The following is a 13,689-nucleotide window of genomic DNA, read 5'->3' as shown; positions in this document are numbered from 1 at the left end:
ACCTCGCTTGAAACTGCCCTTTGCCATCCAACACGGCAAAGCGGCCAGCGCAGATGCCCTGCGCCGTATCCCACAGTATCCCTGTCAGAGCCTTGCCTGACAAGCGTTGCAATAAGAAGTGCGTTACCAGCCCGCCATCATGCGCGGATCCACGCCAATCACATGGCCATGCCCGCCAAGCAGAATGACATAAAGAATGATACCGGCCAGAAGGTCCTGCCAGCGAACCGCACCGCGCAGCAAGCCGGACGGCGCAAAACGCTGGGTCGCCCCCAGCCAGATCGCACGTTGATCCGGCGTGACATCCCGCAGACGGATTTTTTCCATCCGCCAGAAACCGATCAGGGCAAAAGCTGCACTGCCGCCAAAGAACAGGACCGCGACCAAATCCCCATTGGCAATCATGTGCCCGATCCCCCAGATGATCATGCCAAACAATAGCGGATGTCGGCAAAACCCGTTGATGCCGGGCCTTACCGGATCAAACCCGGTTTTTCGACCGATCGACAGCGGACAGGGTTGAAGAATGGCACAGGCCCACAAAATACAGGCAGGCAACATCACAACAATAAGAAGCTGTGCCTGCCAGGTTTGATGGTCCCAGAGCAAAAACGACTCCGCGACCAGAACCTCGTAAACCACCCGGCCAAACAGGAAAATCGACAGGATCGAGAAGCCGATAATATAGGGGCGATAGCCGATGAGACCGACAAGCCTTTCGCGCAGCAGGCCGGGTATAATGTGGCCTGCCAGGAAAACCGCAATGGCAATGAAAAACCCGGTCAAAACACGATCCCCTCTTTACATTGTGGCTTCAACATGCAAATTGCCCTGTTCGCGCAGACGGGACGGGATGCGAATCTCCAAGACCCTTGCGTTACACGATATTAGGCGATACCTCTGTATCCCTGTTTGACATCGAACAACAAGCCCTTGCCGTGGAATACTTCGACGGCAGACAAAGAAATACGGAATATACTCGAAATGAGCTGGACGCCGGAAAAGATTGAATTGCTGACCTCGCTCTGGAATCAGGGCTGGACCACGGCACGCATCGGTGAGGAACTTGGCGTCGGCAAAAATGCCGTTGTTGGCAAGGCGCATCGCCTTGGCCTGCCCAAGCGCCCGTCCCCGATCCAGCGCCGTGCCGAGGAAGCAGAACAGAAAAAGGCACCGGCCCCCAAACAGCAGACCAAAGGCATTTCGATCTTTGATCTGGGTCCGGGCATGTGCCGCTGGCCGTTCGGCGATCCGGGTGATGATGACTTCCATTTCTGTGGCAAGAAAATCATCCCGGGCAAGCCTTACTGTGACGAGCATTGCGCGCAGGCGTACCTGAACGGCAAAAACCCGCGCGAAGACAATCCCCCTGCACAGCAGGGTGGCGCTGGCGGCAAAGGCCCTCAGGCAGCAAACAAGAAATAAGTCGCATCCTTGCGATAGGGCATCATCAGATGCCAACAAAGATCAAAGGCCGCCCTTTATGTGGGCGGCCTTATACATTGAGAGGCACGAACATTTGGTATGATGTTCGTGCCTCTTTTTATTTGGGAGTCTGCGTATACGCAGACTCCCGGATCCGTGAGGTGTTGATGCGGCCTTGGATTTTTACATCCGTAAAAAAGCTGAACACTCACGGTCTCTGGAGGCATTGTCGAACCGCTGGAAGAGCTTTGACGCTCGAGTATAAGGAGGACATTGCCGTGTCTTATACTACCCGTTTTGTTGGTATCGATGTATCAAAATCCTCGCTTGATCTGTGCATTTTACCAGACAAACACACCCTGCGCTTTGCCAATTCAGAAACCGGGATTGCAGACCTGATCGCCAGACTGCAGGCTTTCCCGGGGCTGGAGCGGATTGTTCTGGAGCCAACCGGCGGCTATCAACGCCTTCTGGTTCGAGCTTTGCAAGCTGCACAATTACCTGTTTCAAAGGTCAATGCCCTTCTGATCCGCCACTTTGCCAAAGCGTCAGGAACCCTGAGCAAAACAGACAGGATTGATGCCTTTGTACTGGCTGATTACGGCCAACGCATGTCGCCGCGCCTGATGGCCAGAACAGATGAAGCCCGCTATAAACTCGCTGATTTTGTTGCCCGTCGGCGCCAACTTACACACATGCTGATCCAGGAGAAGAACCGGCTTGAAAAGCCTGACAATCCGGCTCGGGCCCTGATCGAGGAAACCGTCAACTTCCTCACCCGTCAGAGACAGGAAGTCGAGAAGCTGATGCGCGAGTGTGTAGACACATCCCCGGAATTGACGGCGATATTACATGTTCTGTTGACCCAGAAGGGAGTGGGTTTTGTAACCGCCTGTGTGCTGATCGCTGAATTGCCCGAGATCGGATTGCTTGAAAAAGGGCAGATTGCAAAGTTGGTCGGTGTCGCCCCGATCAACAGAGATAGCGGTCTGTTCCAGGGCAAAAGAATGATTGGCGGCGGACGTATGGAAGTGCGCAATGCTCTTTACTACGCCGCATTACCGGCAATACGCTTCGACCCGCTGCTGCGCGACTTCTATAAGCGTCTGACTGAAAACGGAAAACCCGGAAAGGTTGCTGTCATTGCCGTCGTCAGAAAAATGGTCACGATCCTCAATGCGAGAATGCGTGACCACTATGCTTTAATACTTGACGGTTAATACCGCTGCTTTTTTGTTTATGGGCGCAAGCCCTTCACTTCGCCCTTAGGCAGGCTGAAGATGCGAAGACTTGTAGCCCTTGACCACCTCATTGCCCGGCTCCGGATCGTGCGGCACATTGAATGCCAGAACGAGTGATACAAATGCCATGGCAGCCCCTGCCAGGAACACAGCCCCCGGCGAAATCAGCCACAGCAACCCGAAGGCCGCCGGAATGAAAACAGCCGCGATATGGTTGATCGTAAAACTGACCCCGGCGGTCGAGGAGATATCACCCGGATCGGCGATCTTCTGGAAATAGGTCTTGATGGCAATCGCCAGCGCAAAGAACAGATGGTCAATCACATAAAGCCCACCGGCAAGAACATGGTTCTCGACAAAGGCGTAGGAGACGAAAACGATGAACAGGCCCGCATATTCAAACACCAGCGCACGGCGCTCCCCCCATTTGCCGATCATCTTGCCGATCTTTGGCGCGAGGAACATGTTGATCACGTGATTGAGCAGATAAAGCAGCGTAATGGTCGCGGCGTCATAGCCGAACTTTTCAACCATCAGGAAGCCGGCAAAGACGGTAAAGATCTGACGACGCGCCCCGCTCATGAAGGTCAGCGCGTAATAAAGCCAATAGCGTTTACGCAAGATCAACTTCTTAGTTTGCGGATGGGCATCCGAAAACTTCGGGAAAGCCCCCCAGACAAACAGGGCTGCGATGATCGTCAGCGCACCGCCAAACAGATAGACATAGCGATACTCAACGGCAAAGATTTCCAGCATCACCCAGACCATGCCAAACATCACCAGCGACGAGATTGATTTGGCGGAAAGCTGGCGGCCCATAACCATGGCGGTGCGGTCCTTGCGCACCCATTGCAGAGATAATGCCTGCTGCATGGTTTCGAAATAATGGAAGCCGATCGACATTAAAACCGTCGTGCAATAAAGCCCGATCACGGTTGGGAAATAGCCCGAAATCGCAACGCCAATGCCAAGCACCAGCAACGAGATCACCGCAAATGTCTGTTCACGCAGGATCAACAAGACAAAGATCGCGGTAAAGGCAAGGAAGCCCGGAATTTCACGCAAGGACTGCAAAATGCCGATCTCGCGCCCGGTGAAATCGGCCATTTCGACCGAAAAGTTATTCAAAAGCGCCATCCAGGTCGAAAAGGACAGCGGCATGGCCGCCGCCATTACGATCAGCAGGACTTCCGGATTGCGCCAGCCCTTATAGACCGGGGCTGTGGAACCGTTATTGGTATCACCAAGTGGGGCGGCGTGATTGCTGGCCTCCGGTATGATTTCCTTGGACATTTCAACTCCCGGGACAGGGTCGCTCTGGTGGCGACGACCGTGTCACATCTTGTACGTTTTGGAATGCGACCACGTTAAACCTGTCCGACCCGTCTGTCTTGCGGTAATCTGCCATAATATATCGCAATCAGGACATTTTGAGTCTTCCGCTGCATGGTTCATATCCTCAACACCTTTGACGGGCGTCCGGAACACCACAACAAGATCCCCCGCCCCCGCGAATTGCCACGTGCGGTTTATGTCCGGGTCAGTGATATGCCCGCTGGCTACCACGTTGCGGCACACAGCCATGACTGGAACCAGCTTTTATATGCGCTTGAAGGCACCATGACCGTGGTCACGGAAGCCGGGATGTGGGTCGTGCCGCCACAACGCGCCGTCTGGGTGCCACCCCATACGCAACATGCTGTGACCTGTGCCGGCTTTACCCGGGCGCGCCATCTTTATATCGGTCGGGATGTATTGGCGAAGCTGCCCGATCGGTGCATGGTCCTGGAGGTCAGCCCGCTTTTGCGTGAACTGATCCGCGCGGCCACAGAAATTCCGGTGGAATATGATGAGGACGGTGAAGAAGGTCGCCTGATCCGCGTTTTGCTGGATCAGATCAAGGCACCGGAACAGGACAAGCTTCACCTGCCCGCGCCCAAGGATGCCCGACTGGCACGCATTTGCGACCATTTGCAGGGCGACCCGGCCGATAACCGCACGCTTGAGGATTGGGCAAAAACTTGCGGCGCATCCAGCCGCACTTTGGCCCGCCTGTTTCAACGTGAAACCGGCATGCCATTTCGCGAATGGCGGCAAAAACTTCGTCTGCTGCATGCCCTGGAAAAGCTTGCCAATGATCGCCCGGTGACCGAAATCGCCCTTGATCTGGGATACGAAACGCCGTCGGCCTTTATCGCCATGTTTCGCAAGGCCACCGGGCGCACGCCGGGCGGCTATTTCAGTTAAGGGCGGCTTGTTTCCGGCTCAGCGCCTAGTTTTTGTATCTGGTCACCCGTGGTTCTGGCGGCAGTATCTCGTGTTCAGGTTCGAGATACATTCCGTAGCTTTCTGTCACGTTGACATGATCGGGGCGCGGTTTCTGCCCTTTGGCGCACATGTTGTGAAGCTGAACCATCAATTCTGATGACCAACCGTTTTGTTGGTGCGGCGAACTTTGGTCTTGCTGCTTGGAAGATGAGTCATGGCTGAGACGATCAAGGCGTTTATCGGTTTTGGCTGCGACCGGCCCGTCATGGCGCATGACGCGAAGACCTTCGATAAAGGCCATCATTTCCATCACCGACTTCAGCATTCTGAAACTGTCTTCGAAGGTGCGCGTTACCGCGACCGATGCTTCGTCAATATAGTCGGAGAACATGCCATCCATCGCCGTAGGAGCGGGCGCATCATCCTGAGGGTCGCTTTCGACCAGATATTTCCATGCCTGATGATTTGGCTCATTCACACGACGTCCCGGAAGAATATGGCTGTTCGGGCCCCAATCACGGCCCGTGCCGCTACAATTGACTTCTCCCTTCCGGCGTGCCGGATGCGGTACACAAGACATCACCTCTAACCCCAGAGAATAAAATTAAGCTTCACTGATATTCATGTCCTTACATGAACGCAGATCTTCCCACTCTGTGAACGGACATGTGTCTTATTATTGCACACAATTCTACCCAAAATTTTACTGGTGAAATACACATTCCATCCAAATCGATATACAAATCATCCAAAAAGTGGATAAAACGCATCAATTCGGCACCGTGAATACGCCTTCTGGCGCCAGACATATGCATGCGCGCCAAGGAGATCGTGTGATCAGGTTCGGGATACTGGGAGCAGAACCTAGCTTCGCTGGGTTTCCGAATGGCCGCTTGAAGAGACTGTATCGTTCACCGGGATGATGGTCGTGCCAAACAGCCTTGCACTGTGGTGTTTGATCGGCTCCGGCGACCAGTCACGTTCGAACATGCTGTGCATTTCCGCCAGAACACCAAAAGCCCATCCGGTTTCGGCGCCAGATTGCTTCGTCGCAGCTTCGTCCGCACCTATGATTTCATTGGTATCGCCGGGCACTGCCGACAAGGTCTTGTCATTGGCGCAGGACCGCATGCCTTCAAGCACAAGGATCATCCGTGCGAGCGGCGCAAGCGTTTCGCAATCAGGGCCACCAAATTCCGTATCGGGGATTTCAGGTAAACCGGTAATGCTCGCATTCGCTGCTTTGGCGTCTGGCACGTTTGACGGCCCGGCCCTTTCTGGGCGGTCGCAATCTCGAATGTCGGTGCGTGATTTCACGCGCACTGACGGCATCTCAATCAGATCCATATTCTCCCCCAGAGAAGATATCACGTCACACTGATCGAACCCGTCCTCGTTATTTTTTTTCATCAGAGGACGGTTGAATTTTGCATGTATTTAGCATGCGGATCAGAGGCCCAATGCACCACGCGTCCAAAAGAATATGCAAAGAGTCCAAATCATCAGACCAAGATATCATCAATCATTGGTTTTACGTATGCGAACCTGGACCAAAGGCACCTGACCTTTGTGACGCTGCGGACGCCTCAGTGTTTGTGACCAATTGATAAGTATAGTTATACCTTTTGGGCTTTGACGCATTGGTTGAAATAGATCTAATATAGAACGCATCTGGTATTCGCTGCGTTCTGCATGCACTGCCAGAATGACCGGCGCAGGTAGCGTTGTTTGCAAATATAGCAAAACCGGGGATCAGGAATGACAGATGCACAAGCGAATACGCACACCTTTTTCACCGTCAATGACCTTCCTATGTCAGTGCGTTATGAGATCTGGAAAAGCAGCATTGACTGCATCTTTGATGTCGAAACCCTTCCGGACATCCGCAAGAACGATTTCCATGCGACAGTTGATGCTGACCTTGTGGGATCAATGATGCTGGCGCGGACTGTTAGCAAACATCAGTTCTGGTCACGCAGCTCATCAGGTATCGCTGCCGACGGCATGGACCATTACATGGTGCAGTATTTCTATGGTGGCGGGATGTCATCCGAAGAAGGAAAGGACGGCGAGACCCTTGCGCATGGCGGATTGCTGTTTCAGGACCTGTCACAGGTTGCCAATGCTGTCACCACCGACTTTGACAATCTCGTCATGATTTTTCCAAGGCAGCTTCTGGAAAGTCGCCTGACCCTGCCGGAAGATCACAATATGCGGTTTTTAAGCCCGCGTGATCCGATGGTACGAATTCTTACCAGCATGATGCTGTCATTCAAGGAAAACGCACATTTCTTTAGCCCGCAACAGGCAAGCGTTCTCGAAAACAGTTTTGTCGAAATGCTCGCCGCCTGTCTGAACGCGGCCCAGGGCGAAACGTCCGACACATCGCATAAACGCCAAAACCTCGAAACCATGGCAATGGTGCGGCGCTACTTCCGAAAAAACTTCGCCCTGCCCGAGCTGACGCCTGACCGTGCAGCCCGGGAACTGGGGATATCGCGGTCCAAACTTTATCAGTTGATGGAAGATCACGGTGGCGTCTATCGGTTTATCCGGGATTTGCGATTGCGCCACGCGATGGCGCTGCTCGCGTCCCCGACCGAGGGCAAGCGGTCTCTTTATGACATTGCGCTTGAATGCGGTTTTTCCAGCGACACCAGCTTTATTCGTGCGTTTCGTGAAAAGTACGACATCACCCCCGGTGATTTCAGGCGGAACGCCCAGGCCGGACGCATTGATCTGCCCGAGACCAGTGATGGACAGCGCGACACCCGATATGAAAAGTGGCTGCATTCCCTGTAATGCGACGGACTTCTGGCTGAAGGCGTTGAAATATCATGCCGTCAGACATGAGAATTTATCAGTATTGCCCATTTTGAACTTGAGATATCCCTGAAGGCAGGTCATTTGGCCAGCCACCAATCAGGAAAAACACGATGAACAGCTTCTGGTCTGGAATTGGGTTACGACTTGCTGCGACCGGATTGTTCGGGGTTATGAACCTGTTTGTCCGGCTGGCTTCGTTCGAAGCCCCGACCGGCCAGATCGTCTTTTGGCGTAGCAGTGTCGCGCTGATCCCGATTGTGGCTTACCTGATGTGGCGCAATCAATTTCCCAGGGCGCTCCGCACCAAACGCCCGTTCGGGCACCTAAAACGCAGCACCTATGGCTGTATTTCGATGTTTCTGGCCTTCGTGTCGCTGGCCTACCTGCCGCTGGCATTGGCCACCGCACTCGGCTTCCTGGCGCCACTGATTCTGATCCCCGTTGCCATCATTACGCTGCGGGAAAATCCCGGCTGGCTGGTGATTGGCGCAACCGTTGGCGGGTTTGCTGGTGTGTTCCTGATGCTGTGGCCAACGCTATCGACCCCGGGGCTTGATCATAACACCCTGATCGGGATTGGGGCCGGTGTCGCCTTTGCGGTCACCACCGCCTTTGCCAAGGTCCAGATCAAGGCACTGACGACAACCGAACCATCCGGCACGATTGCCTTTTACTTTGCCGTGATCTGCTCCATCGGCGGTCTTTTGACCATCCCGTTTGGCTGGGCACCGCTTTCGGACAACAACATTGTTTTCCTGATTGGCGCGGGTCTCACGGGTGGATTGGCGCATATCGCCATGACCGAGGCACTCGCCCGTGCCCCGGCATCGACCCTGTCGGCATTTGAATATACCGCCATGGTCTGGGCGATCGTCCTCGATATCATCGTGTTTGGCGTCCTGCCCGCCCCGATCAGCTTGATGGGCGGCGTCTTCATCGTCATCGCCGCCGCGCTCGTGATGTTTAACGACCAGATCGTCGCCACCATCGCCCGCAAATTCAAACGATCGCCCGAGAACGCTGAGGGTGAGACTGAACCCGCGAACTCCCCGGCAGAGTAATCCGACAATTATGCCGATTTGGTTTCCTGCAATTTGGTCAGGGCATGCAAGGTCAGATTGGTCGGGGTTGCGATCCCCAGTTCAGAACCTTTGCGCACGATATAGCCGTTCAGAAAATCAATCTCGCTTGATTTGCCGCGTGCCAGATCCTGGGCGGTTGAGGAAAACTGACCGGGCATGGTTTCGGCGATTTTTTCAATCGCACCCCAGACATCGCCCGGCACCGTCACACCGCATCCCTTGGCAACCACCAGACACTCGTCAACCGCATTGCGCATGACACCCCAGACGCCAACACCTTGCACGACTTCGCCATAGGGCCGCTGGGTAATGGCCGAAAGCGCGTTATAGGCACAATTCAGGATCATCTTGGCCCACAGGGCACCAGCGGCATTTTCGGAAACCTCAACCGGGATTTTGGCCGGAACCAATGTATCGACAACAGTCTGGCTTTGTGCCGACGGACCAATGACAAGTTCACCGCGCCCATGATGTTTGACATGGCCCGGTCCGCCCATGCTGGTCGCGACATAGACCACCACCGGAATAACCGGCTGGCCCAGAACACCACTAAGACGTTCGGCATTATCCACGCCGTTTTGCAAGCTCAGCACAATGGTGTCAGCCGAGATAAACGGTTTGATCTGTTCACCCGCCTCGATCGTGTCGGTGGATTTGACACAGAACAGGATCATTTCTGCGCCCGCGACACCGGCCGCATCAGTATCACCCGTAACAGTCACATATTCCTGCGATGATCCGAAATCGAGCAACAAGCCATCACGGTTCATGGCCTCGACATGGTTGGGGCGCCCGATCAAGGTGACGTCATGACCGGCCCGGGCCAACATCGCCCCATAATAACATCCAACGGCCCCGGCACCCATTACCGCAATTTTCATGATGACTGTTCCTGATTTAGATTTCTGTCGCTGTCACGGGAAACATCATCTTTGAAGCGCCATGCAGATCAAGCATAGATTTCAGGATGTTCCCATGCGGGGCCTAGCCGATTTTATTGACCGACACATGACCCGCCGTCCAGCCACCCGGCCAGACTTCGGCTTCGCCATTGCGCAAGTTCCGGATCAGCCCCACCGGCACGTCCTTGGAAATCAAAAGTTCGCCATCGGCGCCATCGTCAAAGGTCGGCTCCGTCTCGGCAAAGCGGCCGGTGTGACCCAGTTGCGGTTCGCACGGTGTAAAGATCGAACAGCCCGAATAGTTGGTCGGGTTGTTGGTGGTATTGACCGCAGCCCCGGTCGTCCCGCAGGCTGCAACCACCGTCATCAGCTCAACCGCGCGCGCCTTGGCACAGCCAAACACCCGGTTATAGCCCGATGGCGTCAGGGTCATGGATGGCACCAGCAACAGATCGATATCAAGCGGCGCAAGAACACAGGACAGGGCCGGCATTTCAATATCAAGACAGATCAGCACAGCCACATTCAACCCGCGCCATTTGATGACGTTGAAAGCCTTGCCCGGGGTAAGGTTCCAGTTTTCCGGTTCCTGCTCCCCCGGGGTCAGCGACAGCTTGTCCTGAATGATCGCATCGCCTTCTGGGGTGAAGATCATCGCACTGTTGGTTTGCCCGGCCGCCGGGTTTTCAGGATCAATGTGCCAGGGCATGCTGCCAGCAACCAAAAGCATGTCATGCTTCTTGGCAAGGTCGGCTGCGTATTTGCGCGCCTCGGGCGCAAGATCGGCCATCCAGGCAATTTCCTGACCGGTTTGCAAGCCTTCGGGTTTGAAGGCCAACCATTGTTCGCTGGCATATTCCGGCAGAACAAAAATCTTGGCACCCTGCTGGGCGGCCTCGGCCATTTTGGCATCAACATGATCGGCCCATCCGGCCAAATCAGCGACCGGTCGACCAAGGTTGGTTGCCCAAAGGGCCAAAGTTACATATTCGGGGAAGGATGCCGGCGAGGTCATGATCAGCGTTCCTGAAATCAATATGGTGGTGGTCGCAAAAGTTGTGGGCAAAATAACATGATCCGGCCATCAGACGACAGCCGGATCACAAAGATGACACGCGGAACCGAACTTAGTTTTTAAGTTTGGTCCAGACACGGTTACGAAGATCACGCGCCTTGACCGAGCAGTTCTGCGACGGGATCAGAAGGTCAGCGTATTCTTCAGGCATATTCACGGCCGGATCGGAATTCAGCGACGGATCCATGAATTCGCCAGTGCCCTTGATCGAGTTCATGTAACCGGCATAGTTCGACGCAGCAGCGGCGTTTTCCGGTTGCATCATCCAGTTGATGAAGGTCTTGGCGTTTTCGAGGTTCGGCGCACCGTCCGGAATGACAAAGTGGTCAGCCCAATAGGTCAGGCCTTCTTTCGGATAGACAAAGACCGCTTCCGGGATGCTTTCCTTGGTACGGTGGGCTGCACCGTTCCACTGCATGTGCATCTGAACTTCGCGGGCCGACATACGGTCGATGGTGCCCTCAGAGCTGTAAACAGCGATGTAGGGCTTCTGTTTCAACAGAACATCAAGAACCTTCTGCGCTTCGGCCGGGTCCTCGGTGCATTTTTCAACGCCCGCATAGTAGGACGCCGCATTGAACATTTCGACTTCGTCGTTCAGCGCGCCGATCTTGCCACGGAACTCTTCACGCGGTTCGAAGAATTCTTTCCAGCTGTTTTCAAGCTCGCCATCAACAACGGCACCGTCATAGGTAAAGCCGGTGGTACCCCAGAGATAAGTCACGGAGTATTCGCGCTCCGGATCGTATTTCATGGTGTCATGCGGCTTGGCAACGTTGCCGAAGTTCTCAAGGCTTTTGGCATCAAACTTGGTTGCCAGACCTTCCTTGATCATCACGTCGACCATGTAGTCGGACGCAACGGCAATGTCATAGCCCGATGCGCCGGCCTGCAGCTTTGCCAGCATGGTTTCGTTGGAATCATACACATCAAGGGTCACCTTGATGCCGGTTTCTTCCTCGAACTTTTCCATCAGGTCCGGCGGAAAATAGTTCGACCAGTTATAGAAAAACAGATCGCCATCAGCCTGTGCCGAACCGGTCGACAACAGGGCAATGGCGGATGCTCCCAGAAGGGCGGAACGTAATTTCATCGTGAGACTCCCAAATAAGGACGGTGCATTATTTTGTTATTCGGATGGCAGGCCCGTCCGGTGAACCCGCCATCCCGTTTGGTATTTCAGTGACTAATAGCGAATACGATCAATCATGAACGAGATGCTGACAAACACGATTGAGACAATCAACATCATTGCAGAGATCGCATTCACCTCAGGCGTGATCCCGATCCGGATCATCCCGAAGATATAGATCGGCAAGGTCGTGGACCCGGCCCCGCCAACGAAATAGGAAATCACAAAGTCATCAAGCGAGATGATGAAAGACAGCATCGCGCCTGACAAAATCCCCGGCCACAGCAACGGCAGGGTCACACGCCGAAACGCTTTCCATTCATTGGCATAAAGATCGTTTGCCGCCTCGACCAATGCGGGGTCCATGCCCTCGAGCCGTGCGCGGATCGGCAGATAGGCAAACGGAATGCAAAAGACCGTATGGGCAATGATCACAGTCAGCAGGCCCAGCTTGATGCCCAGTGCAACAAAGAACAGAAGCGTCGCAATCGCGGTTACGATTTCAGGCACGAGCAGCGGCAGAACCAGCATGGCAGACACGCCGGCCTCCCCCTTGAACCGTCCGCGCGACATGCCCATCGCAGCCAAAGTTGCCGCGATGGTGGCAAGAACCGTGGCCGAGATCGCAACGACGATGGAATTCTGGGCGGCGCGCAGCATGTCATCGTTGGAAAGGGCCGTGACATACCAGTCCATGGTAAAGCCGGTCCAGATCGTCGCCAGCCGGTTTTCGTTAAACGACAACGCGATCAGAACGACAATCGGGAGATAGAGATAGGCAAAGAAAAACATTGCCGTTGAGGTGATCCCGCGGAAACGCCACAGCGGGTTGGAAGCATCGACTTTCATCGGCTTTCCTCCGGCAATGATTTGAACTTGAACGAATAGACCATCATCGAGATCAGGACGAGTGCCAGAAGCACAAAGCCAAGTCCCGCCCCAAGCGGCCAGTTACGTGCAGCACCGAACTGGCTGCCGATCAGGTTGGCAATCATCATGAACTTGCCACCGCCGAGAAGTTCTGGCGTCACATAAGCACCAAGACACGGAATAAAGACAAGGATACTGCCCGCCGCAATCCCTGGTGCCGCAAGCGGCAGGATCACACGGCCCATGGCGCGGCGCTTGTCCGCACCAAGATCAAAGGCCGCCTCGACCAGGCGATGATCAAGCTTTTCAAGGCTGGCATAGATCGGCAGAACCATGAATGGCAGATAGGTATAGGTCAGACCAATCGACACCGCATAGGGCGTATAAAGAACATCAAGCCCGCCGGTCTCGATCCCGATCCAGTTCAGCATACCATCAATCAGGCCACCATTGCGCAGCAACAGCATCCACGCATAGTTCCGCACCAGAATGTTGGTCCAGAACGGGATCGTCACCAGAAAGATCAGGAAGTTTCGCCGGCTTTGTGGCTGAGTTGAAATATAGAATGCCGTCGGGAAGCCCAGCAAAAGCGCAAAGACAGTCGTCATTGCCGACAGGCCGAACGAACGGGCGAAAATCTGCAGGTAGTCGGTATTGACCACCAGATTGTCCATCAGGTCGCGTTCAAAGATGAAACTGATATAGGCATCCATCGAGAATGCCCCCCAGTTCACCCCGCCATAATCACCGCGTTCCAACATGGAAACATAGGCCATCTGCAGCAGCGGCACGGCCATGAAGAAGCCGATATAAACCACTGCGGGTGCGACCAACCAAAATCGTTTGGATCGTATAATGCTGCCCATGA

At 54.4% G+C, this 13,689-nt stretch carries 14 protein-coding genes; 5 read left to right on the top strand and 9 right to left on the bottom strand.

The genetic code is table 11. From position 1 onward, the window contains the following. Nucleotides 1-123: 123 nt before the first annotated feature. Nucleotides 124-786, bottom strand: coding sequence for an NnrU family protein (locus ACXAF0_RS16875; protein WP_475346997.1), 663 nt, complete (start codon nucleotides 784-786; stop codon nucleotides 124-126). A 198-nt stretch (nucleotides 787-984) separates the two neighbouring features. On the opposite strand from ACXAF0_RS16875, the gene ACXAF0_RS16870 reads away from it, so the two are divergent. Next, the gene (locus ACXAF0_RS16870) at nucleotides 985-1,425 is read left to right on the top strand and encodes a GcrA family cell cycle regulator (protein ID WP_475346996.1); all 441 of its coding nucleotides are present in this window, start codon (nucleotides 985-987) and stop codon (nucleotides 1,423-1,425) included. Nucleotides 1,426-1,703: 278 nt separating this feature from the next. Further along, a complete protein-coding gene (locus ACXAF0_RS16865) occupies nucleotides 1,704-2,645 on the top strand; it encodes an IS110 family transposase (protein WP_475346995.1) in 942 nt (313 codons plus the stop codon). 45 nt (nucleotides 2,646-2,690) lie between these two features. Here the strand turns inward: ACXAF0_RS16865 and ACXAF0_RS16860 are convergent, their stop codons facing one another. Further along, entirely contained in the window at nucleotides 2,691-3,959 is a 1,269-nt protein-coding gene (locus ACXAF0_RS16860; protein ID WP_475346994.1) for an MFS transporter, read from the bottom strand. A 153-nt stretch (nucleotides 3,960-4,112) separates the two neighbouring features. On the opposite strand from ACXAF0_RS16860, the gene ACXAF0_RS16855 reads away from it, so the two are divergent. Further along, nucleotides 4,113-4,913, top strand: a complete 801-nt coding sequence (locus ACXAF0_RS16855; RefSeq protein ID WP_475346993.1) for an AraC family transcriptional regulator — start codon at nucleotides 4,113-4,115, stop codon at nucleotides 4,911-4,913. 25 nt (nucleotides 4,914-4,938) lie between these two features. Here ACXAF0_RS16855 and ACXAF0_RS16850 read toward each other — a convergent pair whose 3' ends face one another. Continuing rightward, entirely contained in the window at nucleotides 4,939-5,514 is a 576-nt protein-coding gene (locus ACXAF0_RS16850) for a hypothetical protein (protein WP_475346992.1), read from the bottom strand. Nucleotides 5,515-5,798: 284 nt separating this feature from the next. After that, complete coding sequence (locus ACXAF0_RS16845) at nucleotides 5,799-6,281, bottom strand: hypothetical protein (protein ID WP_475346991.1); 483 nt, start codon at nucleotides 6,279-6,281, stop codon at nucleotides 5,799-5,801. 411 nt (nucleotides 6,282-6,692) lie between these two features. Here ACXAF0_RS16845 and ACXAF0_RS16840 point away from each other — a divergent pair, with 411 nt between their 5' ends. Continuing rightward, nucleotides 6,693-7,736 (top strand): helix-turn-helix domain-containing protein, encoded by a 1,044-nt coding sequence (locus ACXAF0_RS16840; RefSeq protein WP_475346990.1) that lies wholly within the window; start codon nucleotides 6,693-6,695, stop codon nucleotides 7,734-7,736. Nucleotides 7,737-7,870: 134 nt separating this feature from the next. After that, on the top strand, nucleotides 7,871-8,821 hold the full coding sequence (locus ACXAF0_RS16835) for a DMT family transporter (RefSeq protein WP_475346989.1): 951 nt from the start codon (nucleotides 7,871-7,873) through the stop codon (nucleotides 8,819-8,821). 8 nt (nucleotides 8,822-8,829) lie between these two features. Here ACXAF0_RS16835 and ACXAF0_RS16830 read toward each other — a convergent pair whose 3' ends face one another. From ACXAF0_RS16830 to ACXAF0_RS16810, 5 genes are all read right to left on the bottom strand, one after another. Continuing rightward, the gene (locus tag ACXAF0_RS16830) at nucleotides 8,830-9,723 is read right to left on the bottom strand and encodes a ketopantoate reductase family protein (RefSeq protein ID WP_475346988.1); all 894 of its coding nucleotides are present in this window, start codon (nucleotides 9,721-9,723) and stop codon (nucleotides 8,830-8,832) included. Between the two features lie 103 nt (nucleotides 9,724-9,826). Then, nucleotides 9,827-10,759, bottom strand: a complete 933-nt coding sequence (locus ACXAF0_RS16825; RefSeq protein WP_475346987.1) for a nitrilase-related carbon-nitrogen hydrolase — start codon at nucleotides 10,757-10,759, stop codon at nucleotides 9,827-9,829. 112 nt (nucleotides 10,760-10,871) lie between these two features. Then, nucleotides 10,872-11,912 carry an extracellular solute-binding protein gene (locus ACXAF0_RS16820; protein WP_475346986.1) on the bottom strand — a complete coding sequence of 347 codons (1,041 nt, stop codon included), beginning with the start codon at nucleotides 11,910-11,912 and terminating at the stop codon, nucleotides 10,872-10,874. A 93-nt stretch (nucleotides 11,913-12,005) separates the two neighbouring features. Then, nucleotides 12,006-12,800, bottom strand: coding sequence for an ABC transporter permease (locus tag ACXAF0_RS16815; protein ID WP_475346985.1), 795 nt, complete (start codon nucleotides 12,798-12,800; stop codon nucleotides 12,006-12,008). Then, complete coding sequence (locus tag ACXAF0_RS16810; RefSeq protein ID WP_475346984.1) at nucleotides 12,797-13,687, bottom strand: ABC transporter permease; 891 nt, start codon at nucleotides 13,685-13,687, stop codon at nucleotides 12,797-12,799. The genes ACXAF0_RS16815 and ACXAF0_RS16810 overlap by 4 nt, the downstream gene beginning before the upstream one ends. Nucleotides 13,688-13,689: the final 2 nt, after the last annotated feature.

Source organism: Thalassospira sp. ABD4_177 (assembly GCF_056160125.1).
The sequence above is the reverse complement of the archived record's forward strand: the minus strand, read 5'-3'. Positions and strand labels throughout refer to the sequence as shown.

What these genes read in the sequence shown, in the direction of transcription:
- ACXAF0_RS16860 (WP_475346994.1), bottom strand. Translation starts at nt 3,959, where the DNA reads ATGTCCAAGGAAATCATACCGGAGGCCAGCAATCACGCCGCCCCACTT.
- ACXAF0_RS16845 (WP_475346991.1), bottom strand. Translation starts at nt 6,281, where the DNA reads ATGGATCTGATTGAGATGCCGTCAGTGCGCGTGAAATCACGCACCGAC.
- ACXAF0_RS16840 (WP_475346990.1), top strand. Translation starts at nt 6,693, where the DNA reads ATGACAGATGCACAAGCGAATACGCACACCTTTTTCACCGTCAATGAC.
- ACXAF0_RS16855 (WP_475346993.1), top strand. Translation starts at nt 4,113, where the DNA reads ATGGTTCATATCCTCAACACCTTTGACGGGCGTCCGGAACACCACAAC.
- ACXAF0_RS16810 (WP_475346984.1), bottom strand. Translation starts at nt 13,687, where the DNA reads ATGGGCAGCATTATACGATCCAAACGATTTTGGTTGGTCGCACCCGCA.
- ACXAF0_RS16815 (WP_475346985.1), bottom strand. Translation starts at nt 12,800, where the DNA reads ATGAAAGTCGATGCTTCCAACCCGCTGTGGCGTTTCCGCGGGATCACC.
- ACXAF0_RS16830 (WP_475346988.1), bottom strand. Translation starts at nt 9,723, where the DNA reads ATGAAAATTGCGGTAATGGGTGCCGGGGCCGTTGGATGTTATTATGGG.
- ACXAF0_RS16870 (WP_475346996.1), top strand. Translation starts at nt 985, where the DNA reads ATGAGCTGGACGCCGGAAAAGATTGAATTGCTGACCTCGCTCTGGAAT.
- ACXAF0_RS16850 (WP_475346992.1), bottom strand. Translation starts at nt 5,514, where the DNA reads ATGTCTTGTGTACCGCATCCGGCACGCCGGAAGGGAGAAGTCAATTGT.
- ACXAF0_RS16820 (WP_475346986.1), bottom strand. Translation starts at nt 11,912, where the DNA reads ATGAAATTACGTTCCGCCCTTCTGGGAGCATCCGCCATTGCCCTGTTG.
- ACXAF0_RS16835 (WP_475346989.1), top strand. Translation starts at nt 7,871, where the DNA reads ATGAACAGCTTCTGGTCTGGAATTGGGTTACGACTTGCTGCGACCGGA.
- ACXAF0_RS16825 (WP_475346987.1), bottom strand. Translation starts at nt 10,759, where the DNA reads ATGACCTCGCCGGCATCCTTCCCCGAATATGTAACTTTGGCCCTTTGG.